Origin of the sequence: Sphingobium sp. CFD-2 (genome assembly GCF_024611135.1) — a bacterium.
Classification (GTDB): domain Bacteria; phylum Pseudomonadota; class Alphaproteobacteria; order Sphingomonadales; family Sphingomonadaceae; genus Sphingobium; species Sphingobium fuliginis.
The window spans coordinates 3,032,141-3,058,253 of sequence record NZ_CP084405.1; the positions used below are offsets into that span (position 1 = coordinate 3,032,141).

A 26,113-nucleotide genomic window follows, 5' to 3' on the forward strand; every position below is an offset into this window, starting at 1 on the left:
GCCGGAGAGAAAGACATGAAGGATACCGACTCAGATTGGGCAGAAATTGCGGCAACTGAGCCCTATTTCGGCGTGCTCACCGATCCGGCCTATTTGCGCGGCAACATCAATGACGAAGCCTTGGAACGCTTCTGGGAAAGTGGCCGCCGAGATATTGAATGGCAGCTCGAAATCCTCGAATCGCAATATGGCGCCTTCAAACCCAGGAGCGCGATCGATTTCGGCTGCGGAGTTGGCCGCCTCACCCGCATGATGGCGACGGTCGCGGAGAAGGTCTACGGCATCGATGTTGCGCCGGGAATGCTGGAGATCGCACGGAAGAACGCTCCCCAGAATACCATCTACACGGACCAGGTGCCGGACGTCGAAGTCGACTGGATCAACTCACTAATCGTGTTTCAGCACATTCATCCAAGCCGGGGCACGAAGATCATCGCGGATCTCGTCGCAAAGCTATGCAGCGGTGGCGCCATCACCTTGCACGTCACGATTGGCCGCGAAATGGGCATCTGCCGGCCGCAGGACGATGGCGCTGAGGTAATCCGATGGGATGGGGAGCACTACCGCCCCCTCATATTCAACGCGCCGGCCGGCGGCATGACGATGTACGACTACGATCTCGGTCAGCTCATGGTCATTCTGAACAAGGCTGGTATCCACCGTTTGACGGTTCAGCACACCAATCATGGTGGCCATTACGGCGTCATCCTGATCGGCAAAAAAGCATGAACGCCATGGGTGAAGCAGCGCCAGCGGTTCGGGTCCCAATGCAAAACCGAGAGGGACCATTGTGGGTCGGCTTTCCAGATAGCGACCCGTTGGGCCGCCCATCGCTCGCCCTCTTCTCGAATCTGGATGGATTGCTGGGCGACCGCCTCCTGATTGCGGAGGAATGGCTCTCCTCTGAACTGCCAACGGTGCGTGCCCGCCTTATCGAGCGAGTCCGCAATCGGCACCGCATAATCTGCTTCGGTATCGGTGCAGGTGCGAGGGCAGCGCTGCTTTTCGGCAGCGTGTTGCGCGCTGAACGTGTGATAACATGGGCGCCCTCGGCGGCACCTGGTGCTGGAAAACTGGATGCCGAAGCGGTTGCATTAACATACGACACCACCGCTTCCCCACCGCCCTCTCCCCACTTACCCTCACCCTCCGCGCCTGCTGTCCACATCACGAGCTGTTCCGACACGGTGGATACCGACATCGCAGTTGCACGGAGCTTGCGGCCCGCAGTCGGGATCAGGCTGGAGAGGATTGAGGAAGTCCCATACTCTGCACTGGAGCAAGCACTGGCGCAGACCAATTATCTCTCAAGGATGATCACGGCGATTGACCATGGTCGTTCGCTTCCCAAGCCTCATCATCTGCAGCGGTCATGGCAGTCAGCATTCGCACATCAAATTGTTCTCGAGCCGGGGCTCTCACCTTCCAATGATGGCGGTTTTGCGTTGCATGGGACGCTTCGCAATAGCTCGCCGAAAGCATTCTCAATCGGACAGTTCGAGCGAGACTTGATTCGGATCGGCGCAAGGATCATCTCGCCCGGTGACGATCCCACACAGCCGGGCAGTGCTCGCTTCTATTTCGGTAGCGGTGCCCTTGAGGCTGGCGCGACCCTGCCCTTCCGGTTGGAACTGCCCCGAGAAGCGATTGCCCGCGGTTTTGAAGCCCGCGTGGCGCTCGTTTGCGAAGGTCGCTTCTGGTTCGATGACCAGCAGTTTCCGAACGCTATCCTGGGCGTTCCGGCGGACGCGCTTAAACATCAGGGTGCATAATGAGTTCACAACCGCATCTCTTTGAGATCGAGCAAGCCAGCGAAGCGTGGCACCTGCTTAATGTCCCCGCATCGAGTCAGCAGATCAAGGAAGCACGCTTTCGACTTCCGACCTGGTACAGGGACGATCTGGATCCGCTCGATACACCATATAGGGATCAGCAGCTTGCCCTTTGGCGAGCGATCACTGGGCGGTCGGAATATCAACCCGACCGCGATGAAGAGACCCCAGAGATCGCGTCGCTCGATCCGTTACGGCGTCCGGGTCTCTATTCGGCAAATGATGCCGCAGTTGCCGGTGACCATCTCATGGCAATGGGGCATATTCTCAAGATTAGCGGCCTCACGGCACGTCAGCGCCCTCGTATTCTGGAATATGGTGCTGGCTTTGGGCAGATTGCACTCACGTTCGCTCGAATCGGCTTTTGCGTCGAGACTGTCGATATCAGCGCAAACTACTGCAATGCAGTGGCGGCCTCATCAGAACATTATAAGGTCGATCTCACTCCGCATATTGGGGCATTCGGCTACAATCCCGCTGGTCAACCGCATGCCTATGATCTCGTTTTCTTCTACGAGAGTTTCCACCATTGTCTCGATTTCCAATTGTTGGTTCATCGTCTTGTGGAACTTCTAAAGCCTGGCGGTAAGGTTCTGCTCGCCGGCGAACCAATCGTCACCAACGCGCCTGATATCATGCCGTATCCGTGGGGTATCCGCCTCGATGGGGAAAATGTCGCGGTGACCCATGCCCGTGGCTGGATGGAACTCGGCTTCCAGGAGGACTTTCTGGTGCGCTTGTTTGAAGCTGCTGGTTTTCGCTTCAGGAAACACCCGTGCGCCAATTCGCACTATGCGACCGTCTATGAGTTCTCGCTATCCGACTGAGAACCTGACAGCCGAGCTTTTCGTTATCAGCGTTTGGCGCGTGGCCTCGGCGTTTCAACGACCCGTCCCAATGGCCAATGGCCTTGGGCGGACACTCACCCCAAATGACTACTGGTTCGGCGCTGGGTAAGCATACGCCGAGGACCGCGGGAAGTTGGATCAGGCGGCGAGAGCGACCCGAGCGTCCCGCCAGTTCCAGGGGAGCAACTCGTCGATCCGGTTGACGGGATGGTCTGCGATGCGGGCGAGGACGACGGTGAGCCATGCCTGGGGATCGACGTCGTTGAGGCGACAGGTCTGGATGAGCGAATAAGCGACCGCCGCCCGCTGGCCACCTCGGTCGGAGCCGCAGAATAGCCACGACTTGCGTCCGAGGGGCACACAGCGCAGCGACCGTTCGGCGGAATTGTTCGATAGGCAGACCCTGCCATCGGTGAGGAAGCGGGTGAACGCGCCCCAGCGGCGCAGCATGTAGTTGATCGCCTTGGCGAGATCGTGATTGCGCGAGATCCGGGCGAGCTGCGCGTTCAGCCAGTCGTTGAGTTCGGCCATCAGCGGCGCGCTGAGTTCCTGACGGGCCGCGAGACGTTCGGCCGGGCTCTGGCCGTTGATGCCGCGCTCGATGGCGAACAGGGCATCAAGCTTCTGCACGGCCTCGAGTGCGATCGGATAGACGATCCCGGCCTTCTCGCCGCGGCTCTTCTTGCGAGCCGCGCCCTCGACGTCGGCCAGCTCGAAGAATTTCCTCCTCGCATGGGCGAAGCATCCAGCCTCGAGGATCGGCCCCGGCTGCCGGTTCGGATCGTAAAGCTCGTTGTAGCCGCCATAGGCGTCCGCCTGCAGAATCCCCGTCCAGGCCGCAAGATGGCGTCGTGGGTGATCGCCTCGCCGGTCGCGCGAATAGTAGAAGACGACCGAGGGCGGATCATTACCGCCGAAGGGTCGATCGTCGCGGACGTAGTCCCACAATCGCCCGGTGATGGTCTTGCCCTTGGCCATAATCGGCACGGTGGTGTCGTCGCCGTGCAGGCGCTCGGCGGCCAGTGTGTGGGCCTCGATGAGCTGGTATATCGGCATGAGCGCCCGACAGGCCGCGCCGATCTGGTCGGCGAGCGTCGAGACGCTGAGCGGCACGCCTTCGCTGGCAAAGCGCTCGGCCTGCCGATGGAGCGGCTGATGCTGGCCGTACTTGTCGAACAGCAGCATGGCGAGGAAGCTGGGCCCGGCCCAACCGCGCGGAGTGACGTGGAACGGGGCCGGCGGCTGCGTGATCTTCTCGCAGTCCCGGCAGGCGAACTTCTCACGCACGGTCTGGATCACCTTCCACGAGCGCGGGATCACTTCCAGCGTCTCGGTCACATCCTCGCCGAGCTTGGACAGCCGATTGCTGCCGCAGGCTGGGCACGAGCACGGCGTGGAGACGACGACACGTTCGCGCGGGAGGTGATCGGGGAACGGCTTCCTGACCGGCTTCTTGCGCTCGAACGCGACGACGGTGGTCGTCTTCGCCGCGGCAGCTTCGGCGGCAAGTTCGTCTTCGGCCGCGTCGGCTTCGAGATCCTCAAGTTCAAGCTCGAACTGTGCGAGCAGCCGCTCGGTGCGTTCGGCGCTGGCGCCATACTGCTCGCGCCGCAGCTTGGCATTCTGCAGCTTGAGATGCGCAATCATCGCCTCGGCTGCGGTCTCACGGGCGCGGGCATTGGCCAGGGCGGCCTCCGCTTCATCCGCCCTCTGGGTCGCCATCGCGAGCAGCGCCTGAAGCGCTTCCACGTTGTTCGGAAGGGGCGAAACGGCGGCTTCCATGAGAGGGAGTGAATCATCGTCAGCCCCTCCGATCAAGCCGAAAATACGCCGACTTTACCAGCTATCCGGCACTCTGTGGCCGCCAGGAATACTGCGGGTTGCGCCAGTCGATCCCGTCGAGCAGGCAGGCAAGCTGCGAACTCGTCAGCGACACCACACCGTCCTTCGCCGAGGGCCAGATGAAGCGGCCCTTCTCGAGCCGCTTGGCGTAAAGCGACATGCCGATCCCGTCGTGCCAAATGATCTTCACCAGCGTGCCGCTGCGCCCCCGGAAGACCCAGAGATCGCCGGCAAACGGGTCGCGCGAGAAATTGTGCTGCACCATCGCCGCCAGGCTCTGCATCCCGCGACGCATATCGGTGTGGCCCATCGCTATCCACACCCGCGCGCCCGAAGGGATCATCGCAGCGCCTTCAGTGCTGAAGCCACCTGCGCAGGCGAGGCCGATGCGAAGATGCTCACCCGCTTGCCACGCGCCAACTCGACAATCATCGCGGGTTGCAGACCTGGGCGGACCGATCCTTCGTCCTCGACGACCACAGCCTCAGCGAAGCTCGGCGCCGGCAACATGTCCGAGGTCGTATCGGCTTGCGCTTCGCGGACCTTGCGCCGCCAAGTGTAGATCAACGCCGTCGAGATATCGTGCCGTCGGCAAACTTCGGCGACGCAGGCCCCCGGCGAAAACGCCTCGGTCAGAATTTGCAGCCGCTCATCATCACTCCAACGCCGGCGCCGTACCGGCCCCGAAAACACCGTGATCTGCCCCATCGACCGCTCCCAAGCGCACAAAAAGGAGCACGCTTAAGACCGATCACTCACCTGCCAAGCAAGGCGGGTCTCCCCGGACGGTTACGGCGCTGGCGACGCTGTGACCGGCAAATAGGGTGTATCATCCTCAACTGAGGGATCGTGAAGTGGCGTCCCTTCGGGAATGCGAGTCATGACAATCTCACGAAGCATTTGAAAGTCTCGATCATCACCGAAATGGATGCCAATCAGATCGGTATGTGGCACGTATCGAAACAGCTCAAAGGCTTCCTCGTCTACAACCTTCTGAAGGTTAGATTCCCCGGGTCCGAGAACATCCAGAATCAGCAGGCTGTGATCCCCATATTGCTCCAGTGCCTTCTGTATAGATCGATAAACCGATATATCGGCGGGCCAGACAGTAACAAGTACGAACAACTTTTTGACATTTCGCGGCATACTACGGAATTGTTCGACAACGTCCCGAAGATATTTTCTATCACTGGCATCACCGACGACGTCATGGTGATTGAACACCGCACTTGGCACACCCATACGTCTATAAAATGGGTGATCTGATAGACCGTTAGCGGTGCGGGAACCCCACGTTGACGCTGCTGGTTATCGGATTTCGATGTTTCGGGCGCCGCCGATGCGGACGTGAAGCATCTCGACCAGCTCTGGAACGACCTTCCAGGACTGAGCCAAGATTTCACCGGCCTGGCCGCGTAGTGCGTTCTGGCGTTGATCCTCGGGCATCATGGTCGTGCAATGGCCGAGGATGGCGGTCAGTGGGTGGCCGATTTCCGGATTGGATATGTGCGGCTTCCAGTCGTCAATGCTGAGCCGCATGCCAAGGTAGAAGCCGTTGGCGAAGTCCTCCAGGAGAACTTCGCCGTCGTCCGTGCGCATGTAGATGGGAGCATAACGCTTCGGGCCACCGGACAGGGTCGCGCCAATCTGGCTATACCGCTGGAAGATCGTGTTGCGGACAGCCTCCTCGATACTCCCATCCGGCGCCCAGGCGATGCCGTCTCCGACTATGGGGCGCAGCCAGTCTTCGGGAGGAATGAACTGGGGCGATACGACGAGTGCGGCGAGGTAGCCGTCGATCATCGATACCCCCGGCATCGGATGTTCGCGAGTGGCCAGCCATTCCTCAAGCTTTTCATGCGTGAGTATGCGCGCTTTTCTGGGCTTCTTTGGGCGCTTGCAGCGACTGGTGCTGCTCATGCGGCCAGTCGCATAGCGGTCGGTTCAGCGGGGCGCCAGTTCCATGCCAGGAGCTGGTCCAGATCATTGTTGAGCACTTCGCCCGAGACCATCCGGGCCAGCACATCGTTCAGCCAGGTGTAGGGATCGAGCCCGTTCAGCTTTGCTGTCTGAAGCAGGGAAGCGAGCACCGCCCACGTATGGGCTCCGCCTTCGTTGCCCGCGAATAGGCTATTGCGGCGTCCGATTCCAATCGGGCGCATTTGCCTCTCGATCATGTTGTTATCGACCTCGACGCGGCCGTCATCGAGGAACAGGTTGAGGCCGCGCCAGTGGCCCTGAGCATACCGGATATGTCCCGCCAGCTCTGAAGTCCTTGAGACCCGCGGCAAGGTATCGTCGAACAGCGCCTTGAGCTCCTCCATGACGGGCTTGGATTTCTCCTGACGCGTGAGCAGTCGGTGCTCGGCACTGGTGCCACGGATTTCCGCCTCGATCCGATAGATGCGGCCCAGTAGGGCGATGATCTGGGCGGTAATCGGCGACCGGGTGCTTTTATGCAGGTCCACGAAGCGCCGACGCAAGTGAGCAAGACAGAACGCGAGCCGGATCGCTCCGGACGACCGGTTCGGTTCTTCAAAACCCTTGTAAGCTGTATAGCCATCGACCTGGAGCACGCCCTGATAGCGACCAAGCTGCTCGGATATCGTGCGATGGCTTCGGGACCGGGCATGGACGTAGCACACCGCCGGCGGTGCCGGGCCATTCCAGGGGCGATCATCGGTTCCATGGGCCCAGAACTGGTCGATGCGGACTTTGCCGTTGCCACCTCCAATCACGGGCATCCGGGTTTCGTCCACATGGATGCGCGGGTGACTATGGATTGCCCGCAATTGCAGGTCATAGAGCCCTTCGAGCCACCAGGCCGCGCACTTCAGCCAGCGCGTCAGCGTCGATCGATCAATCTGGAGGCCATGCCCCGCCAGCATCTGGGCCTGACGATAAACCGGAAGGTACCATGCGAAGCGCTGTGTCACGATCCAGGCGATAAGCGAGGTTGTCGCCATTCCGCCTTCGATCATCCTGCGCGGCGCAGACGCCTGGACGATGCTGCTCTCGCAGGCCCGGCAGGCATACTTGGGGCGGACGGTCGCAATCACACGCAGGATGGCCGGCACGATGTCGAGCGCCTCGCTCACGTCCTCGCCGATCTTGTGCATGCGGCCTTCGCAGCAGGCGCACTGGGTGCTGTCAGGTTCGATGACGAAAACGACCCGAGGCAAGTGTTTGGGCAGAGCGCCGATGTTGCGCTTGGCACGGGGCCTTGCCGCCTTGGGCATAGGATCGTCATTGGCTGCGGGCGCCACGCGAACGGCACTCAGGTCACCCAGATCGAGGCTGCCTTGCTCCTCCAGAACGATACGCGCTTTCTCGGATCGCGAGCCGAACAACATGGCCTTGTAGGTGTTCAGCAGCCTGGAGGTCGCCTCGAGTTCGGCCTCCAGTTCCGCCACCCGGCGGGTCATCGCATCCAGTGCGGCAGCTTGATTTTCCGGGGGGCGGGTCACTCAATTTTGGTAGCACACAATCATGCCAAAACCCAACAAAACCGGCACTTTCAGCCCGCTATCTCGGGCTTTTTTACAGGGTTTTGCTCGAGCCGACGCCAGTCCATTCCCCCCAGCAGCAGCGTCATCTGCGCCGAGGTTAACTTGATCACCCCGCCTGTCACGGGAGGCCAGAAAAACTTTCCAGCCTCAAGCCACTTCGTCACCATGATGGTTCCCGATCCGTCAAAATGCAGGAGCTTCAAACGGTCCATCCGCTTCGACCGGAACACGAAGACATCATTGTTGGAATAGGGATCGCGGCCCAACTCGTTGGCCACCAGCGAGGCGAGCTTGTTGATACCGGCCCTAAAGTCGATCGGTCCCGCCACCAGCACGACCTTCAAATTGCTATGCCCGCCGATCATCCCTGCCGCAGCGCCTCGCACACAATTTTCAGCACGCCCGCGTCCACCGCGCCGCGCACCACGACATGGGCACCTTCGAACTCAATCTCGAGGCTTCCTTCTGGAGCCTGCACGCCATCATCGACTTCCAGCTGTCAACGGCGGAGTAAAAGTCGGCCATTGGGCGGCGCAAAATCAGGCCGGGTGATCCGTGTGCTGGCGAGCGCCGCGAGGGCGTAGCCCGAGTGGGGGTCGCCAACACACGGATGGTCTTTTCTGTCAGGGGTTGGAGCGTGCCTTGCGCGCCTGGCTTTGGGCCAGACGATAGCTCTCTCCGTTCATCTCGAGTATGGAGACGTGGTGGGTAAGCCGGTCGAGGAGCGCGCCTGTCAGGCGCTCGGAGCCGAACGTTTCGGTCCACTCGTCGAACGGCAAGTTGCTGGTGATCAGCGTCGAGCCGCGCTCGTAACGCTGCGAGATCAGCTCGAACAGCAGTTCCGCGCCGGTTTTCGAGAGCGGCACGAACCCCAGTTCATCGATGATGAGGAGCTTGTATCCGGCCATTTGCTTGTGGAGGCGCAGAAGGCGGCGTTCGTCGCGTGCCTCCATCATCGCGCTGACCAGCGCGGACGCGGTGGTGAAGCCGACCGTCAGGCCCTTCTGGCAGGCGGCAAGGCCGAGGCCGATCGCCACATGGGTCTTGCCGGTTCCCGAGGGACCAAGGGCTATGACGTTCTCGCGGCGGTTGATCCAGTCGCAGCGTGCCAGTTCCAGCACCTGCATCTTGTTGAGCTTGGGGATCGCGGCAAAGTCGAAGCTGTCGAGGCTCTTGGCGGCCGGGAACTTCGCAGCCTTGATCCGGCGCTCGACCATCCGGCGTTCCCGGTCGATCAGCTCCAGTTCGACAAGCCGGGCAAGGTAGCGGACGTGATCTGCGCCCTCGGCCGCGCATCGCCGGGCCAGCTTGTCATGCTCGCGCAGGAAGGTTGGTAGCTTGAGCGTCTTGAGGTGGCTGGCCAGTAACAGCTCGGGGGACGGACTGCTCATGCCGCATCCTTCGCATCGCCCGAGAGCAACTGCATGTAGGAGCGCGCCGATGTCGTCTCCACCCTGGCTCTGGGCAGATAGGGATAGATCGCCATGTCCAATCGGGGTGGTCGGCGCTCCACCCGGCACAGCAGGAGATGCTTCACGGCATCAAAGCCGATCGCCCCGATATCGAGAGCCTGCTTTACGGCCGCATGCAGATCGGCAAGCGTGAAGCTCTCCAGCAGACGCAGCACCTGCACATACTCGCGCCGACCATGCTTGCCCATACGAGCTTCCATGAGGCGGCGCAGCGTTGCAAACGCTTCGGGCAGGTGCCAGCCTTGCAGGGGCGCTGCCTGATCGAGCGCATTGATCTTCTGTTCGATCAGGGGAAGGTAATGGATGGGATCGAAGATCACGTCCTCGCGCTCGTAGCTGCGCACATGACGGGCAATGACCTCGCCCCGGCAGCCGATCACCACCTCGCCGACATAGCCCCGGATCCATACCTCCTGATGGCCGAAGCGCACCGGCACCGAGTAATCATTGGTCCGGTAACGCACCAGCGCCTGCGACGAGACCTGGCCGCTGGTCTGGTCACAAGCCTCGAACGGGGCAGCCGGCAGTTCCTGCATCGCCGCCAGATCGCGCTTCAGCCTCTCGCCGATCGTCTCGCTCTCGCCCCGCAGCCGGTCGTTCTGACGCTTGCGGCATTGCTCCTCGAGCCACAGGTTGAACGCCTCCCACGTCGCGAACCGGGGGATCGGCACCATGAAGTTGCGGCGAGCATAACCGACCAGCCCTTCAACACTGCCTTTGTCGTTCCCCCTGCCGGGACGGCCGTAACGATCGCGGATCAGGTAATGCGACAGGAAGCCGCTGAACAGCCGGGCGCGCTGCCTCGTGCCGTCGGGCAGGATCTTCGAGACCAGGCAGCGGTCGTTATCGTAGACGATCGACAGCGGCACCGCGCCGAAAAACGCGAAGGCGTGCACGTGGCCGTCCATCCATGCCTCGGCAACGGCAGCGGGATAGGCGCGCACGTAGCAGGCGTCGCTGTGCGGTAGATCGAGCACGAAGAAATGCGCCTTCTGCACAACACCGCCGATCTCGACCATGGCCTCACCAAAATCTGCCTGGGCATGGCCGGGCGCATGCGCCAGCGGCACGAACATCTCCCGGCTGCGCTGCTCGCGCTGTCGGATGTAATCCTTGATGATCGTGTAGCCGCCGGTGAAACCGTGCTCTTCGCGAAGGCGGTCAAATACCCGCTTCGCCGTATGACGCTGCTTGCGCGGAACCTGACGGTCACCATCAAGCCATGCATCGATGATCGGAACGAACGCTTCCAGCTTGGGCCGCCGCACCGCCGCCGTCCGGCGGTAACCGGGGGGCTCCGAATACGACAGCATCTTGCGGACCGTGTCGCGCGATACGTTGAAATGCTTCGCCGCCTCACGCTGGCTCATGCCGCCCGCGCAAGCAAGACGCACCTTCAGGTAAAGATCCACGGTATATATCTCCACGCCCTCCCTGCTCGCGCAAAGAAGGCAAAGTGGACGACTTTTACGCCGCCCGCAGCAGCACTTCGCCGCCGCCACCGTGGTCTAATTTTGCACCGCCGTTCTCATCCAGCGGCACAAACGAGATCGGCTCCATCGCTGCCCGGTCGCGCACCGTTCGCCGCCAATAATGGAGCAGTCCAGGGCTCACACCGTGGTGCCGCGCCACCGCGCTGATGTTGGCGCCCGGCTCAAAGCTCTCTGCCGTGATCCGCGCCTTCTCGCGTGGATCCCACCGTCGGTTGCGCTTCTGCGGGGCGAGAATTGTCGCTTCAGCTAAATCCGACTTCGTACTGTGCGGCACACCGTCCCAATCCGCATTCGCACACTGTGCCGCACTGTTTAGATCGCCGTTCAAACCGCCGATGTCATTGTCGAGCATCTTGCCATCTCCGCTACCATTTCAAAGGCAGGGTCATTGGCTCAGCAATCAGCGCCGTCCACGTGGGGCGCTCGCATCGCTAACGATAGACCGAAGTTCGGATTTGGCCGGCGCTCTATGGGTACCGTCACTTGCTGGCTCGGATCCATCAAAAGATTGAAATTATCGCTCAAGACATGAGTCACCATTGCCGGGCAAGAGAACAACCAGTCAAACGGCGATTTCACTCTCTGGAACGGCAACGACTTGAACAGGTGAGCCGTAAAGCAGTGCGTGCCCAGACTAGCTATCATGTGTCACATATCCTCTTTCGTATCCGAGGCGTTGCGCCTCCACTGGCAGCGACGAACATGGTCAGACACTTGGGATTTATGATCCCTTCATCAAACGCAATGCTTCGGACCTATATTGGAACAGCCTCTCGCACCGGCACGGGCGGCAACAAGGCTGCGTAGTGGTTTGGTGCGAGTTCCGCGCAATCCGGGTAATGAATAGGCAACCTGCTCCGGAATTCCGTTGGCCCCGCCGCATCCGGGGGCGGCAGGCTGCTGGGGTTGGATTCCGGAGCATGATTGTCAATACGCCCTTCGGCCGGCATCAACGCGAAGCGATGTTGGGATTCAGACGCGTGCGTGAAAAACCATCCGATTGGGATAATAGTGGCGGTTGACAACCTCGACTTCGGAAAAGCCCACTTCCCTGCACATAGCGATCACCGCTGCTTCGTTCGGCCCGAAGTAGTTGGACGCATCGTTGTTGAGGGTGGCGCCGGGGTAGAAGATCATCGCTGGACGTTCGATCTCAAGCCCGTCGACCCAGGTTTCGATGACGGTCACCTCGCGGCACAATGACCGCATTTTTGCAAGATAACCGAGGGGATCACGCGCATGATATAGTACCCCAAGAAACAACACATAATCGAACGTGCCATGGATGGCTGGATCCAGTTGCTCCACGCTGACATTCAGACGCTCGACTTGCGAATTAAGCGCCGCATGAGCCATGCGGAAACCGCCGCCATCCTGGATTCCGTCTCCATCCCAGCAATAGGAATCGCTGGCAACAACGCGACTGGCGCGACGTCTCTCGCATTCGAAGGAAAAGAAGCCGTCCCACGCGCCAACATCGAGCACGGTTTTCCCCGACAGGTCACTTGGCAGGGCGATCGCAGATAGCTTGTGGGGCGTATCATCGGATCCCGGTGTGCTCACGCCGTTTCCCAGATCGATGCGATGAAACCAGGGCCGCGACTGAACCATTTGTTCGAGTCCATTGTCCGTCAAAGTCTGTTCCACGTCGTTGTCCTTCTTGATTGGAAGTTTCACGGGCACCGATCCCGTGGATTGCTGCACGTCATGACCAATGATCTTCCGCGCGTAGTAGAGGTAGGAGAGACCATGAATGCCAATGCTGGCATCTGGTATCACCTCGAGCAGCCGCATTCCCTCGTCGTCCAGCAGGTTCAGAACTGCATGTTGCGGTACGGCGTGCAGTTCGCCGCTGAGAGCTTGGCCCTTCCCTGCAAGATACTCGGCCGCGCTGAAGCTGTACTCATGCAGGAAACTCGGAACCTGAAAGACCGCCATGCCCCCAGACTTGAGGCGATTGATACCGTTCCGCAGGATATCGATCGCGATCGGCGGCGGTGCATATTGGAGCCCACCGACCGAGTAGAACAGATCGGCCGTGTCCGTATGATCGCGAAAGTCCGCAACCGGGTGGAAACTGGGTGAGGAAAGGCCCTCGGCAAGCTGAGTTTGACCTGCACCTGCCAGGTCGTTCGCGAGCATTTCGAAGCCGATCAATCTCGCCCCGATATCCGACGCCCCGTACAACAACCGAAAGCTTTCCGGGCCCATTGTCATGATGACGGAACCTGGCGCGGTTTCCCAGCCAAAGCGGAAGAGAGCCGTAGCCAGCTGCTGCAATTCAGACCGCCCCGCCTCCAAGATGTGAGCGCGGTTCCACCGTCCGCTTCTGTCCGAAAATCTGGCCGTGTTGCGCCGGAACTCGTCCCTGTAAGATCCAAGCCCGCGTAAACGCCACGCTTCAAACGTGATCTGGTAAAGTCGGTCGAGTTGTTCGGGAGAGACGTCAAGGTTGACGATATCGGCCTCTTGATAACGTCGGGCCGTTTGCATCGCATCCGCCAAGCGGCGGTTCTGGGCTTCCTGGCATTGCCAGATCGTTTCGATCAGGTCCCAAAGGTCGGGCGAATTGGAGATATGGAAACCCGCAATAGCCGTGCCTTCGAGTTCGCGCCCAAGGAACATTCTATAACCCCTTGCGACGTCAAGGAGTGTCGGCCGCCGCTGGTTCTGAAGCGGCGTTTGGACAGCTTCGGCCGTTCCATGCTCCTGGCTCATTGGGTCACGACCTTTGCGGTATAGAAAGGCGAGAAAAACAAGTTGAGAATCTGCATTGCCTTTGTGGGGATGTTGGCTGCAGCATTGCCGACATAGACGACATCGCGCGGGCGCATCTCGAAGCGCTGGGCCAGAAAATAGGCCATGGGATCGCGCATGTTTACCCGGTAGGCGACTGGCACGGCTCCTTCGGCGGGAGAGCCGTCGAGATTGGCGGGTTCATAGCGAAACACGAACACGGCGCGCGGGTCGGCCTGATTGTCATTGGGGCCCGCACCACGGCCTAAGGCCTCGGCAAGCGAGACACGAAGATTCTGGAACGGCACTTCGGCCGGCTTTCCTGCCGCGCCTAGCAGCGTGTAGGTGCGAGGACGAAATGTGATGGACAACCGGTCCTGCGGAAGAAGTTCGAGGTCGTCGGCCGACCCAGGTTCAATCGCGCTCAGCGGCCCTTCCGCGCTACGGTCGCCACGGCTGACGTTAACCAGGGAGTCCGCTGTGGGATTGGCAAGACCTCCGGCGATCGCGATCGCGTCCAGAACGCGTTCGCGGGCAAGTGTGAGAGGAAGACGTCCGGGCTTCTTCACATCGCCTTGGACCACAACCGTGTTGTTCACATTCTCTCTGATGGCGACCATCACCTGGGGGTTTTCCGAGTTTGCGCGATAGCGCCCGGTAAGAACCATACCGAGTTCGTCCGGGGTCGATCCCATCGCCTGGATTCGACCGACCCATGGAAGCGTGATCATCCCGTCGCGACCGACGATTACGGGTGGCAGGGTTTCCCCTGAACCGGTTGCCGGGGCCGCAGGGTCGAGCGTGGCACTCCGGGCACCGAACAATGCGGCGCCGACCTCAAAAATCGATATCTGAAGGATATCACCGGGACCGATCCTGTCGACGTCGCCGGATTGAGCTAGGACCGCCAATCGCCCTCTCCCGCTCGACGGCGACGCTTCCAACTCGGTGACGACGGCCTCATCGAGTTCGACAATTTCGAATTGTCCAAGGTCGCGCTGTGCCCTCGTAATCTCGTGGGCCGTTGGTCCGCTTGAGGAAAGCGAAGCGCAGCCTGCCAGCAACACAGGAAGGAGAATGATCGCCAGTTGGCCTGTCATACGCTTGACGGGTAAATTCACTGACTGGCTCCCGTTGAGACTGAAGAACGATTCTTTGTGGGCATCTGCATCAGTTCGGCATGGAACCGCGCGAGGGCCTTCTGATATGGTTCGAGAGCGAAGGCTGCGGCTCGACGCCGGCCCTTCGATATGAGCTCTGCGCGCAAATCGGGATCGACGTCGATGCGGGTCATGGCCTCGCCAATGGCGGTTGGATCATAGGGATCGACGAGCAGCCCGGCGTCACCAAGAATTTCAGGAAGTGCTCCGGCGTCGCCGGCGATCACGGGGACGCCCGCTTGCATCGCCTCGACAGGCGGAAGGCCGAAGCCCTCATAGATCGACGGAAATACGAGACCTCGAGCGCCTCTCAACAGGATGCCAAGATGCTCTCGAGTTAGATAGTCGACCCGGCGTACACGCTCAGAGCGTGTAAGGGTTGTGCCGTTTCCGCGCCCAAGCAGGCGCAGCTCACCTTCCGCTAGCCATGCCGTCGGCCCGGCAATCACCAATGGCGTGTCGATCGAGGCACCAAAATAGCCTTCGATAAGCCGTCCAACATTTTTCTTCGGCTCAGTAGCTCCATAGAAAAGAAAATAGCCCTGCGGTTCGAGATCAAACAGCGCGCGCAATCGCCGCCTATCGGCTTCCTCTACAGCGGCAAGGCCCGGAAGACCTGTTACGGCTTGGTGGATTGTCGTGACCTTTTCGGCCGGCACTTCCAGATAGGTCAATATATCCGACCGAGAGCTTTCCGACACAGTGAGAACGTGATCGCCGGAGGAAATACAAGCTCGCAGAAGACGTTCGTGGTAGCTCTTGTCCTCAAGGCTCAGATACGGAAGTCGCAGCGGTACGAGATCATGGATCGTGTAGACGTTACGGGCGCCGAGGAGCCGAACGGGAACTGGATAAGTCCAATGCATGATCGCCGGCGGCTCAGCCATACGAACCGGCATCAGCCGTCCATAACGCTGCAGATAGCGGCGACCGACATAGAACAAGCGGCTGAACGTGAACAACCGGTCACAATCCGGCACTCGTGTGGCGACACCGCGCCGCACCACGCGACCAGAAAGCGGTATCTCGATAAGATCACGTGGCGCCGGGTTCAGAAAGTTGCGACGCAAGCGCCCCCAGGGCGTGACTCGTTCGGGTGCCTCGCCCCCCGAATGACCTTCGGCGAGTGCGGCGTAGAAAAGGGTTTCCCGCTGGTTCGGCGTGCTATTGGGATTGACGGTCAAGCCATAAACCAGATCGATACGCCGTCCGAGCCCGCGCATCGCTTCGGCAAGCGTCCGCGCATATGTCGCGACGCCAGTGCCATGCGGAAGCGCCAGATTGAAGCCGTCTATTCCGACGCGAAGGTTTGGCGGAACGGTCATTGCACCAATGTGCTTTCGTCGCTTTGTGTGAGCGCTCGCGCATAAAGGGCACGCAATCTTCGGGCATAGCGCTCCGGCGTGAAGTTGCGTGCTCGCGCAAAGCCTTCCGTCCGGAGGCGCGCGCATAGTGCATCATCCTGCTCGAGCCTGGCGACAGCCGTTGCAATTGCAGGCACTCGGTCGGGTTCTACGAGCAGGGCGGCACCGCCAGCGACTTCGGCCGTTGCACCGCGTGCGCTGGTCAAAACCGGACAACCCAGTGTCATCGCTTCTGCGATCGGGAGGCCGAACCCTTCTGCGAGTGTGGGGAATAGCAATGCTCTGGCCCGGCGGATCAGACCAAGCAAATCAGGGCGTGGCAGATAATCGAGCCGGCGAACCCTGGGATACGTCCCTAGCATCTCCTCAAGCGCCTCCTCGCCGGGAACGCGAGGCCCGACCACGACCAGAGGCAATGTTCCGTTGCTAAGCGCATGAGCCTCGGCAAGGGCTATCAAATTCTTCCGGCTCTCGACCCTTCCACAAAAAAGAAAATAGCGCCCACTTCGGATACCTGGGGGCAAAGGTGGATCGGCTTGGAGCGGGGTATCGACCGCTTGCCAGGTACTGACGACACGATCCGAAGAGACACCGAGATGGTCGATTATCTCCGCCCGCATCGCTTCCGTCACCGTGACAAGCAGATCCGCCTGCTCAAGGATCGCCTTAAGGATACGTGCGTGTCGGTCCTGTGGGATAGGCGTCAAATCAGGGTGGGTGAGCGGGATAAGATCGTGGATTGTGTAAAGGTTTCGCGCCCCCATGACGTGAAGTGGCACCGGATAGGTCCAGTGCATCACGACCGGGGGCTCCTTGAAGGCCACCGGCAGCGTGCGACCATGCAGATTGAAGAAGACCTGCGCTTCCCGAAAGAGGTCTGGGACCGCGGGTATATTGGGTGCGTTGACGGGCGCTTGTGCAAGTCGTGGCGCTCGCCGTGTTGCCGCGAGCCAGCGAAGTGCGCGCGAGCGTGGCCGATCGCTGTCGCCATCACCCAGAATCAAGGGTTCTGCGCCCGCTTCGCTCAAGCACTGGCTAAGAGTCCGCGCATAATTGCTGACACCTGTTCCCTGGCCATCCTTGAGCATTCTGCCCTCGATACAGACCTGGACCGGCGCGCCCCCGTTGAGTGTCTCGACGCGATGAACATAGGTCGGGTCATATAGACGAGAGAGTCGTTCGATATTGCTGAGATCTTGTGTCAATTCACCTCTCCGGTGAATTTATACTTACCATACAATCCAAATCGGTAATTTTTTTGTTGTAGCATCAACCCGGATCGGGCAAGAGAGCCCAGTTTATTCTGCAAGGGGCCGGTGCAATGATCCGCTTCTCGAACGTCGGCATGACCTATCACGCACGGAAATTGCGAAAAACGGTCCTGCGCGACGCCAATTTTTCGATCCGACGCGGCGAATCGATCGGCATTTGCGGAGCCAATGGCGCCGGCAAGTCGACGCTCCTGAGATTGATTGCGGGCGTCGAATATCCGACCGCAGGCAAGATTCGCAGGCAGATGAGCGTTTCCTGGCCGATCGGATACACCAGCGCCTTCCAGTCGAGCCTTACCGGTGCTGACAATGCGCGGTTCATCGCGCGCATCTATCGCCGTCCTACAGCCCCCCTGCTCGCTGATGTGGAGGAATTCGCGCAGCTCGGCGCCTATCTGCATCAGCCAGTAAAGAGCTACTCCAGCGGCATGCAGGCTCGACTTGCCTTTGCAATCAGCCTTGCCATCCGCTTCGACTGCTACCTCGTCGACGAGGTAACCGCTGCCGGAGATGAACGTTTCCGCCAGCGATCGCAGGAGGCATTGGCGAGCCGCGGACGCGAGGGGACGCTTATCATGGCCTCCCACGCGCCCGAAACGCTGCGCGAATATTGCCAGCGCGGTGCTGTCCTCGCTGACAGCAAGCTGTCCTTCTACGAGACTATTGACGAAGCACTGGCGGTCCACGCCTGGAATCAGCGAAGAACGCGCTGACGCGGCACGTCTTTGCCAAGAAAGTTCCATATGTCGCGTTATATCTCGCACGACGCCCCCTGCTCGCCTGTCCAGATCCGGCGGCGACAGACGCACGCCTAACTGGGATCTGTTGAAGCAGGTTCTTGTCAGCTTTCCATTTGCGGGTTCCCGCAATCCGATAATAATTCGGCGGGAAAACTGACCTGCCTTTCTCTATGAGGCGGTGCTTCAAAGCCTCGGAGAGCCGTTCGGCAGCGCGCGAGACGGCGAAATCCGACTACATTGGAGATGGCCCGGCCACTTGGCCGGTCGCGATCGCTCCAAGTCATCCATGCGACACACCAGCCCACTAGAGATTTTCCGCTAGGGATTCTCCTAGGGGGATTTTGCATCGTAAACCGGTGGAGGTGCGGGATGTAAGCAGCGCGCTCGAGCTTCGAGATGCCACAGCGACACGGTCGGGTTTCCGGTGTACCCCCGCGAGACAGTTGTGAGACGCCGTCTTCTTGCAATCACTCGTGGTTTTGCCTACCGACCTTGCTGCTCGTGGAGACGCGAGCGGAGGCGTGGAAACCTCCTCATGACTCAGAGCCGGCCAGCTTTGGCTACCGGGCAGCGGACGCGTATGTCCAAGGCCCCGGCCTAAAGGCGTTCGCGCCTGAACTGAGTCTCAGGTTTCCAATGCCCGGTTTCGCGGGGCTATAGCACTTCCAATTTCGGAACGTGCTTCCGGCTGCCCAATCGAGACGGACGAACGTGTTTACTTGAAGTCATGCAGGATTGATCATGGAGAAGTCGCCTGAATCTGGGCCCCCGGCCGAAGACAATGAGGAAAACGACGAATTCCTCTGTGCGGTTGCCGCTGAGTCCGTAAACGACGCGATCCTGCTCCTGCGGGAGGTGCGCGCGGGAACGTCGATCGCAATGCCCCATCTCGAACGCGCGCTGACCTTGCTGGTCAATGATGGGCATATCTGCGTTGATCGCGCGGAAGCGACAGGAGCGCCGGGAACAAAAGACACCATCGTCGGGGCCGGTCTTTCGCCGATGGCGATCGATCTGATCGTGGAGCGCCGCCTGCGCGAACTCGACACGGATATAAAGAATCTCGATCGGAAAAAGCAGCGCCTTCAGCGCGACCCGCAATCGGAGATGTCCGCCCAAACCCGCCAGCAGGCCATCGCCTTGATGATCGAGGCTCTCGGCCTGCTCGACAGTGTCCATGATGACGAGGCGACCGCCCATCTGCAACTGGCCATTGACCGGACGCTCGGCCAACAACCGGATATTACGGCGAGAGGGCGTTCCGGCGAGCATGGCAGGCAAAAGCCCCATTGAACCTTCCAGCTAGTTCAGTTTGATCATTTCCTCGATACGAAGCGCTCCGGCTCTGAGTTTTCTGCGCCACCTCCCCGGCGTAATGCCAATCAGGCGCCGGAATGCGTAAGCGAAGCCTGAGCCCCACCTTGCGGGCGTGAGGCGCATGGCCGAGTTTCACCGCCTTTGATCAGGCGGAGGTCGTTAGTGCTATGACGATGTCATGTGACGATGCTGGCACTAGCGAGGTTCAGCGGTTCGAGGTCTTCACCGGCGCGGGGAAGCGTCGGGACTGGCCACCCGAGGTCAAGGTCTCGATCGTCGCGGAGAGCTATTCCGGCCAAGAGTCCGTCAGCGCCGTTGCTCGGCGGCACGGCATGATCCCCTCGCAGCTTTTCACCTGGCGCCGCGAACTGCGCAAGCAGATGGAAGCCCAAGGTTTCGCGCTTCCTGTTGCCCCGGCGCCCGCATCTCTCTTCGTTCCCGCTGTGATAGAACCGTCGCCGCCAAGCGAGGTGCCTGCCGTTGCCAAGCGTCCGCGGCGTCAGCGCCGATCGCCTTCGAGCGCGGTGGAGCTGGAGATAGATGGTGTAGCGGTGAGGATTGCCCGCGGTACCGATAAAGGGCTGATCGCCGCAGTGATCGAAGCGCTCAAGGCTACGCGATGATCGGACCTGGTGTTGGCGCGCGCGTCATGATCGCAACGCGGCCAGTGGATTTTCGCAAAGGGCCGGATGCTCTGGCTGCACTCGTCGGAGCCGAGTACGGCGGCGATCCCTTTTCCGGGGTCATCTACGTCTTCCGGGCGAAGCGAAGCGACCGGATCAAGCTGATCTGGTGGGACGGCACTGGTCTGTGCCTGATGGCGAAGAAGCTCGAGCAGGGCGGCTTTCGTTGGCCTGGGATACAGGACGGCGCGATGCGTGTGACGGCGGCCCAACTCGGCGCTTTGCTGGAAGGTTTGGACTGGCGCCGCGTACATGGTGGGCGCCGGCCACAGGCGCCGCAGATTGCCGGTTGACGGGGCTCTCGCGTACTGATTCACTGCCTTCATGCTCACCGAAGCGGACCTACCCGAGGACGTTGCCACGCTACGTGCGTTGGTCCTCGAGCAGTCCCGGATGCTTGCCGAGGTGCAGGTCGCCAAGGAGGCCCAGGTCGCTGAGCTGACCCTTGCCAAAGGTGAGGCCGATGCCGAGATCGAGCGGCTACAGGCGATTATCGACGCCTTCATGCGCCACCGGTTCGGCCCCCGTTCCGAGCAGCTCGATCCTGACCAGCTCCAGCTTGGCCTGGAGGATGTCGAGACGGCGCTAGGTCAAGCACGCGCGATCCGCGATGCGGTCTCGCAGCTCGCTCAAAGCCATGAGTCGCGCAAGACCAACCGCGGCTCGCTTCCCGTCCACCTCGAGCGGATCGAGCAGGTGGTCGATGTAGAGGACAAGGCCTGCCCCTGCTGTGGCGGCGCGCTGCATGTGATCGGCGAGGACGTCTCCGAACGCCTCGACGTCGTGCCAACCACATTCCGCGTCCTTGTGACGCGTCGTCCACGCTACGGCTGCCGTTCTTGCGAAGGGGCGGTCGTCCAGGCGCCGGCACCGGCCAGGATAGTCGAGGGCGGCATTCCGACTGAGGCGCTGATAGCTCAGGTTCTGGTATCGAAGTACGCCGACCATGTTCCTCTGTACCGGCAGGCGCAGATCTACGCCCGCCAAGACATCAAGCTCGACCGTTCCACCTTGGCGGACTGGGTCGGCCGAGCAGCCTGGTACCTGAGACCCCTGCGGGATTGCACGCTCGAAGAACTACGAAGATCGCAGCGCCTCTTTGCCGACGAGACGACGGCGCCGGTGCTAGAACCCGGACGTGGGCGCACCAAGACCGGCCAGATCTGGGCCTATGCCCGCGATGATCGACCATGGGGTGGCAGCGATCCGCCGATGGTCGCCTACGTCTACGCCCCTGACCGCAAGGCCGAACGGCCCGACGCCCATCTCGGAGACTTCGCAGGCATCCTGCAGGTGGATGGCTATGGCGGGTATACGGCGCTTGCCAAGCGCCGCCAGCAGGTCCGCCTCGCTTTCTGTTGGTCGCACGTCCGGCGTAAATTCTTTGAGCTCGCGGCTAAATCGCCGGTTGCGACCGAAGTTCTGCGTCGCATCGCCATGCTCTATGCCGTCGAGGATGAGGTCCGGGGCACGTCGGCCGAGCAGCGCCGCGCCATGCGTGCTGAACATAGCCGTGTGGCGGTGGATGATCTGAAGCTCTATCTGGAAGCGCGGCTCCGGCAGGTGAGCGCCAAGAGCAAACTGGCCGATGCGATCCGCTATGCACTAAGCCGCTGGGACGGGCTCTCTCGCTTCCTCGACGACGGCCGCGTCGATCTCGACACGAACATCGTCGAGCGGTCGATTAGGCCTCTTGCCCTAAATCGCAATTATGCGCAGCGACGGATTATGCGCAGGTGGGCACTGCCTGATGGGGCCAACCCGCGTTTTTCTGCCGGCTATGGCGCGGCCTGACTGATTTCCACTCCACATAATATCGTTCCTCTCCATCCGACCACCTGGAGAGGAGCGATTTTATGGAACCGGATCTTTTGCAGCCAGAGCCACGCCGCTGGCTATCGACCAGTGTCCTTGCAGCGATCGAAGGAGAGTATGTCTCCTATCTCCGTGCTGGCAGGTATCATTCCAACACCGTGCGCGTGTATTTGGCCTGCGTGGCGCATTTCGCGAAGTGGGTCACCGAGGAAGGTTTGGGGCTTTTGCAGATCGATGAGACTGTCCAGCTGCAGTTTCTCGACACCCATCTGCCAACCTGCGCATGCCATCCGCCAGTTCGCAAATTGCGCCACGAACTGCGGGTCGCCGTTCGACATTTGCTGCAAGTGCTGCGATCTCACGGTCAGATTGCCCTCGCGGAACAGAGAGATCGCGTGAGAACGGCGGTGCAAAATTAGACCACGGTGGCGGCGGCGAAGTGCTGCTGCGGGCGGCGTAAAAGTCGTCCACTTTGCCTTCTTTGCGCGAGCAGGGAGGGCGTGGAGATATATACCGTGGATCTTTACCTGAAGGTGCGTCTTGCTTGCGCGGGCGGCATGAGCCAGCGTGAGGCGGCGAAGCATTTCAACGTATCGCGCGACACGGTCCGCAAGATGCTGTCGTATTCGGAGCCCCCCGGTTACCGCCGGACGGCGGCGGTGCGGCGGCCCAAGCTGGAAGCGTTCGTTCCGATCATCGATGCATGGCTTGATGGTGACCGTCAGGTTCCGCGCAAGCAGCGTCATACGGCGAAGCGGGTATTTGACCGCCTTCGCGAAGAGCACGGTTTCACCGGCGGCTACACGATCATCAAGGATTACATCCGACAGCGCGAGCAGCGCAGCCGGGAGATGTTCGTGCCGCTGGCGCATGCGCCCGGCCATGCCCAGGCAGATTTTGGTGAGGCCATGGTCGAGATCGGCGGTGTTGTGCAGAAGGCGCATTTCTTCGTGCTCGATCTACCGCACAGCGACGCCTGCTACGTGCGCGCCTATCCCGCTGCCGTTGCCGAGGCATGGATGGACGGCCACGTGCACGCCTTCGCGTTTTTCGGCGCGGTGCCGCTGTCGATCGTCTACGATAACGACCGCTGCCTGGTCTCGAAGATCCTGCCCGACGGCACGAGGCAGCGCGCCCGGCTGTTCAGCGGCTTCCTGTCGCATTACCTGATCCGCGATCGTTACGGCCGTCCCGGCAGGGGGAACGACAAAGGCAGTGTTGAAGGGCTGGTCGGTTATGCTCGCCGCAACTTCATGGTGCCGATCCCCCGGTTCGCGACGTGGGAGGCGTTCAACCTGTGGCTCGAGGAGCAATGCCGCAAGCGTCAGAACGACCGGCTGCGGGGCGAGAGCGAGACGATCGGCGAGAGGCTGAAGCGCGATCTGGCGGCGATGCAGGAACTGCCGGCTGCCCCGTTCGAGGCTTGTGACCAGACCAGCGGCCAGGTCTCGTCGCAGGCGCTGGTGCGTTACCGGACCAATGATTACTCGGTGCCGGTGCGCTTCGGCCATCAGGAGGTATGGATCCGGGGCTATGTCGGCGAGGTGGTGATCGGCTGCCGGGGCGAGGTCATTGCCCGTCATGTGCGCAGCTACGAGCGCGAGGACGTGATCTTCGATCCCATCCATTACCTTCCCCTGATCGAACAGAAGATCAATGCGCTCGATCAGGCAGCGCCCCTGCAAGGCTGGCACCTGCCCGAAGCGTTTGCAACGCTGCGCCGCCTCATGGAAGCTCGTATGGGCAAGCATGGTCGGCGCGAGTATGTGCAGGTGCTGCGTCTGCTGGAGAGCTTCACGCTTGCCGATCTGCATGCGGCCGTAAAGCAGGCTCTCGATATCGGGGCGATCGGCTTTGATGCCGTGAAGCATCTCCTGCTGTGCCGGGTGGAGCGCCGACCACCCCGATTGGACATGGCGATCTATCCCTATCTGCCCAGAGCCAGGGTGGAGACGACATCGGCGCGCTCCTACATGCAGTTGCTCTCGGGCGATGCGAAGGATGCGGCATGAGCAGTCCGTCCCCCGAGCTGTTACTGGCCAGCCACCTCAAGACGCTCAAGCTACCAACCTTCCTGCGCGAGCATGACAAGCTGGCCCGGCGATGCGCGGCCGAGGGCGCAGATCACGTCCGCTACCTTGCCCGGCTTGTCGAACTGGAGCTGATCGACCGGGAACGCCGGATGGTCGAGCGCCGGATCAAGGCTGCGAAGTTCCCGGCCGCCAAGAGCCTCGACAGCTTCGACTTTGCCGCGATCCCCAAGCTCAACAAGATGCAGGTGCTGGAACTGGCACGCTGCGACTGGATCAACCGCCGCGAGAACGTCATAGCCCTTGGTCCCTCGGGAACCGGCAAGACCCATGTGGCGATCGGCCTCGGCCTTGCCGCCTGCCAGAAGGGCCTGACGGTCGGCTTCACCACCGCGTCCGCGCTGGTCAGCGCGATGATGGAGGCACGCGACGAACGCCGCCTTCTGCGCCTCCACAAGCAAATGGCCGGATACAAGCTCCTCATCATCGATGAACTGGGGTTCGTGCCGCTCTCGAAAACCGGCGCGGAACTGCTGTTCGAGCTGATCTCGCAGCGTTACGAGCGCGGCTCGACGCTGATCACCAGCAACTTGCCGTTCGACGAGTGGACCGAAACGTTCGGCTCCGAGCGCCTGACAGGCGCGCTCCTCGACCGGCTTACCCACCACGTCTCCATACTCGAGATGAACGGAGAGAGCTATCGTCTGGCCCAAAGCCAGGCGCGCAAGGCACGCTCCAACCCCTGACAGAAAAGACCATCCGTGTGTTGGCGACCCCCACTCGGGCTACGCCCTCGCGGCGCTCGCCAGCACACGGATCACCCGGCCTGATTTTGCGCCGCCCAATGGCCGACTTTTACTCCGCCGTTGACAAATTATCCTGATATTTTAGCAGGTTGCGACGCACTCCCGCCAACCCGCTGGAATCGCCGCTTCTAGGGGAATCGCGCAACGGTTTCGACAATGGTGCACGATGAGGGATGAAAAAATCCGCAATCCTCAGTGATTGTTGAAAAGCGGACATGGCCTCGCCCCCGTGATACTCCCGGCATGCCCAGATGTAACTGAGCGCCGATGCATCGGACACGCCCTGCTTAGAGCAAGGTGTATCAGATGCATGGTTAGCAAAGCTGATCGGGCTTCAAATCTATGATGCCTGAGGGACCAGCGCCTGTTTCCCGAGTTTGACGCTGCAACGACCATAATAGAGATTCTTGAGATCGAAGGTGACCGCGTCGTTGGCGCTCGTCAGAAACATGGTCGCCGAGGACTGGCTTGGATCGACGCCATCGATGATGACCAGCTTCACCGCGATATTGCTGATGGGCTTGGTCATTTCGACACGCTGCGGCCAGAAATCGACGACACGATCAAAGGCGTGAGCCTCTGCATCACGCGCGATTCCGTCAGGATCGGCGACGATCCTGGTCTGAGGATTAACCGGTTCTGGCCGCTCGGTCGCCTCAGGCGGCGGTGTGGTGCGAACCGGCGTTTCGGGCAGGAAAAGGCTGAACTTGTGGCGGCTGGAATAGGTATATTCCGATGGATCCTGCTCTCGCTGTGTGTCGAAATTCGAAATCCGTCCGAGCGTGCAGTCGAGCAAACGCGCCGGGATTATCTTGGCACCTTGGGAGGCGGTTCCCGCCGATGCAGCGCCCTGCGCTTCAACGGGTCGGGCATCAGGTGCCGACTGAAATGCGTATAGGGACAGCCCGAGAGCCGACACCGCCGCGATCGCGCCCAACTTGAAGATCATTTTTCTGCTCCCAGGATCAGTCATGACGGAATGGGCCACCGCAAGCAGCCAGAATGGAGATAATTTTATGCCAGGATTCTACAAATTTCATCATTCTGTCGTCGATTACATCACGATTCCATGAAATAGTGATCGAGACATATCGCAATTCACTCTTTCAATTAGATGACACATTCAAATTAAACCGCATTTTTTCATAACTATTTCTATATATATTGCCACAAATTGTAATGTGTATTATAAATA

25 protein-coding genes and 1 pseudogene are annotated in these 26,113 nt (G+C 60.6%); 11 read left to right on the forward strand and 15 right to left on the reverse strand.

From position 1 onward, the window contains the following. Positions 1 to 15: 15 nt before the first annotated feature. From LDB29_RS15020 to LDB29_RS15030, 3 genes are read left to right on the forward strand one after another with little or no spacing between them, the layout of a single operon-like run. The gene (locus LDB29_RS15020; RefSeq protein ID WP_257554601.1) at positions 16 to 729 is read left to right on the forward strand and encodes a class I SAM-dependent methyltransferase; all 714 of its coding nucleotides are present in this window, start codon (positions 16 to 18) and stop codon (positions 727 to 729) included. Continuing rightward, complete coding sequence (locus tag LDB29_RS15025) at positions 726 to 1,772, forward strand: hypothetical protein (protein WP_257554602.1); 1,047 nt, start codon at positions 726 to 728, stop codon at positions 1,770 to 1,772. The genes LDB29_RS15020 and LDB29_RS15025 overlap by 4 nt, the downstream gene beginning before the upstream one ends. Continuing rightward, positions 1,772 to 2,659 carry a bifunctional 2-polyprenyl-6-hydroxyphenol methylase/3-demethylubiquinol 3-O-methyltransferase UbiG gene (locus LDB29_RS15030; RefSeq protein ID WP_257554603.1) on the forward strand — a complete coding sequence of 296 codons (888 nt, stop codon included), beginning with the start codon at positions 1,772 to 1,774 and terminating at the stop codon, positions 2,657 to 2,659. Before LDB29_RS15025 ends, LDB29_RS15030 begins: the two co-directional genes overlap by 1 nt. A 159-nt stretch (positions 2,660 to 2,818) precedes the next feature. Here LDB29_RS15030 and LDB29_RS15035 read toward each other — a convergent pair whose 3' ends face one another. The 14 genes from LDB29_RS15035 to LDB29_RS15100 form a co-directional block, all read right to left on the reverse strand. Then, a complete protein-coding gene (locus tag LDB29_RS15035) occupies positions 2,819 to 4,462 on the reverse strand; it encodes an IS66 family transposase (RefSeq protein WP_019054850.1) in 1,644 nt (547 codons plus the stop codon). 61 nt (positions 4,463 to 4,523) lie between these two features. Continuing rightward, positions 4,524 to 4,865, reverse strand: a complete 342-nt coding sequence (gene tnpB, locus LDB29_RS15040) for an IS66 family insertion sequence element accessory protein TnpB (protein ID WP_019054851.1) — start codon at positions 4,863 to 4,865, stop codon at positions 4,524 to 4,526. After that, a complete protein-coding gene (locus LDB29_RS15045) occupies positions 4,862 to 5,230 on the reverse strand; it encodes a transposase (protein WP_019054852.1) in 369 nt (122 codons plus the stop codon). The genes tnpB (LDB29_RS15040) and LDB29_RS15045 overlap by 4 nt, the downstream gene beginning before the upstream one ends. Positions 5,231 to 5,311: 81 nt before the next feature. Continuing rightward, positions 5,312 to 5,746 carry a hypothetical protein gene (locus LDB29_RS15050; RefSeq protein ID WP_257554604.1) on the reverse strand — a complete coding sequence of 145 codons (435 nt, stop codon included), beginning with the start codon at positions 5,744 to 5,746 and terminating at the stop codon, positions 5,312 to 5,314. An 84-nt stretch (positions 5,747 to 5,830) separates the two neighbouring features. Beyond that, positions 5,831 to 6,442, reverse strand: coding sequence for a UPF0149 family protein (locus LDB29_RS15055; protein WP_257554605.1), 612 nt, complete (start codon positions 6,440 to 6,442; stop codon positions 5,831 to 5,833). Then, complete coding sequence (locus tag LDB29_RS15060) at positions 6,439 to 7,947, reverse strand: IS66 family transposase (protein WP_257554606.1); 1,509 nt, start codon at positions 7,945 to 7,947, stop codon at positions 6,439 to 6,441. Before LDB29_RS15060 ends, LDB29_RS15055 begins: the two co-directional genes overlap by 4 nt. Before the next feature lie 92 nt (positions 7,948 to 8,039). Beyond that, positions 8,040 to 8,396: an IS66 family insertion sequence element accessory protein TnpB gene (gene tnpB / locus LDB29_RS15065; RefSeq protein ID WP_257554607.1), complete on the reverse strand. Its 357-nt coding sequence runs from the start codon at positions 8,394 to 8,396 to the stop codon at positions 8,040 to 8,042. A 258-nt stretch (positions 8,397 to 8,654) separates the two neighbouring features. Then, positions 8,655 to 9,422 carry an IS21-like element helper ATPase IstB gene (gene istB, locus LDB29_RS15070; RefSeq protein ID WP_054944222.1) on the reverse strand — a complete coding sequence of 256 codons (768 nt, stop codon included), beginning with the start codon at positions 9,420 to 9,422 and terminating at the stop codon, positions 8,655 to 8,657. Next, positions 9,419 to 10,915: an IS21 family transposase gene (gene istA / locus LDB29_RS15075; protein ID WP_082430708.1), complete on the reverse strand. Its 1,497-nt coding sequence runs from the start codon at positions 10,913 to 10,915 to the stop codon at positions 9,419 to 9,421. The genes istB (LDB29_RS15070) and istA (LDB29_RS15075) overlap by 4 nt, the downstream gene beginning before the upstream one ends. A 55-nt stretch (positions 10,916 to 10,970) precedes the next feature. Next, the gene (locus LDB29_RS15080; RefSeq protein WP_257554608.1) at positions 10,971 to 11,348 is read right to left on the reverse strand and encodes a transposase; all 378 of its coding nucleotides are present in this window, start codon (positions 11,346 to 11,348) and stop codon (positions 10,971 to 10,973) included. A gap of 620 nt (positions 11,349 to 11,968) precedes the next feature. Then, positions 11,969 to 13,621 carry a DUF1698 domain-containing protein gene (locus LDB29_RS15085; protein ID WP_257554609.1) on the reverse strand — a complete coding sequence of 551 codons (1,653 nt, stop codon included), beginning with the start codon at positions 13,619 to 13,621 and terminating at the stop codon, positions 11,969 to 11,971. Positions 13,622 to 13,710: 89 nt separating this feature from the next. Continuing rightward, positions 13,711 to 14,853, reverse strand: coding sequence for a polysaccharide biosynthesis/export family protein (locus LDB29_RS15090; protein WP_257554610.1), 1,143 nt, complete (start codon positions 14,851 to 14,853; stop codon positions 13,711 to 13,713). After that, on the reverse strand, positions 14,850 to 16,217 hold the full coding sequence (locus LDB29_RS15095; RefSeq protein ID WP_257554611.1) for a glycosyltransferase family 1 protein: 1,368 nt from the start codon (positions 16,215 to 16,217) through the stop codon (positions 14,850 to 14,852). Before LDB29_RS15095 ends, LDB29_RS15090 begins: the two co-directional genes overlap by 4 nt. After that, a complete protein-coding gene (locus LDB29_RS15100; protein WP_257554612.1) occupies positions 16,214 to 17,461 on the reverse strand; it encodes a glycosyltransferase family 1 protein in 1,248 nt (415 codons plus the stop codon). Before LDB29_RS15100 ends, LDB29_RS15095 begins: the two co-directional genes overlap by 4 nt. 116 nt (positions 17,462 to 17,577) lie before the next feature. Between LDB29_RS15100 and LDB29_RS15105 the strand changes: the two genes are divergently transcribed. The 8 genes and pseudogenes from LDB29_RS15105 to istB (LDB29_RS15140) all read left to right on the forward strand — a co-directional run bounded on the left by LDB29_RS15105 (position 17,578) and on the right by istB (LDB29_RS15140) (position 24,858). Continuing rightward, a complete protein-coding gene (locus LDB29_RS15105; protein WP_257554613.1) occupies positions 17,578 to 18,240 on the forward strand; it encodes an ABC transporter ATP-binding protein in 663 nt (220 codons plus the stop codon). A 762-nt stretch (positions 18,241 to 19,002) separates the two neighbouring features. Further along, a complete protein-coding gene (locus LDB29_RS15110; RefSeq protein ID WP_257554614.1) occupies positions 19,003 to 19,560 on the forward strand; it encodes a hypothetical protein in 558 nt (185 codons plus the stop codon). A 191-nt stretch (positions 19,561 to 19,751) separates the two neighbouring features. Continuing rightward, a complete protein-coding gene (locus LDB29_RS15115) occupies positions 19,752 to 20,207 on the forward strand; it encodes a transposase (protein ID WP_257554616.1) in 456 nt (151 codons plus the stop codon). Continuing rightward, on the forward strand, positions 20,204 to 20,560 hold the full coding sequence (gene tnpB / locus LDB29_RS15120) for an IS66 family insertion sequence element accessory protein TnpB (protein ID WP_257554618.1): 357 nt from the start codon (positions 20,204 to 20,206) through the stop codon (positions 20,558 to 20,560). Before LDB29_RS15115 ends, tnpB (LDB29_RS15120) begins: the two co-directional genes overlap by 4 nt. 31 nt (positions 20,561 to 20,591) lie before the next feature. Continuing rightward, positions 20,592 to 21,983 (forward strand): annotated as a pseudogene (locus LDB29_RS15125) (IS66 family transposase); the annotation flags it as partial. A 140-nt stretch (positions 21,984 to 22,123) separates the two neighbouring features. Next, positions 22,124 to 22,501 (forward strand): hypothetical protein, encoded by a 378-nt coding sequence (locus LDB29_RS15130; RefSeq protein WP_257554620.1) that lies wholly within the window; start codon positions 22,124 to 22,126, stop codon positions 22,499 to 22,501. A 96-nt stretch (positions 22,502 to 22,597) separates the two neighbouring features. Next, positions 22,598 to 24,094, forward strand: a complete 1,497-nt coding sequence (gene istA, locus LDB29_RS15135; protein WP_082430708.1) for an IS21 family transposase — start codon at positions 22,598 to 22,600, stop codon at positions 24,092 to 24,094. Further along, the gene (gene istB / locus LDB29_RS15140) at positions 24,091 to 24,858 is read left to right on the forward strand and encodes an IS21-like element helper ATPase IstB (RefSeq protein ID WP_054944222.1); all 768 of its coding nucleotides are present in this window, start codon (positions 24,091 to 24,093) and stop codon (positions 24,856 to 24,858) included. The genes istA (LDB29_RS15135) and istB (LDB29_RS15140) overlap by 4 nt, the downstream gene beginning before the upstream one ends. Before the next feature lie 400 nt (positions 24,859 to 25,258). On the opposite strand, the gene LDB29_RS15145 is transcribed toward istB (LDB29_RS15140), so the two are convergent. Continuing rightward, the gene (locus LDB29_RS15145) at positions 25,259 to 25,867 is read right to left on the reverse strand and encodes a hypothetical protein (protein ID WP_257554622.1); all 609 of its coding nucleotides are present in this window, start codon (positions 25,865 to 25,867) and stop codon (positions 25,259 to 25,261) included. Positions 25,868 to 26,113: the final 246 nt, after the last annotated feature.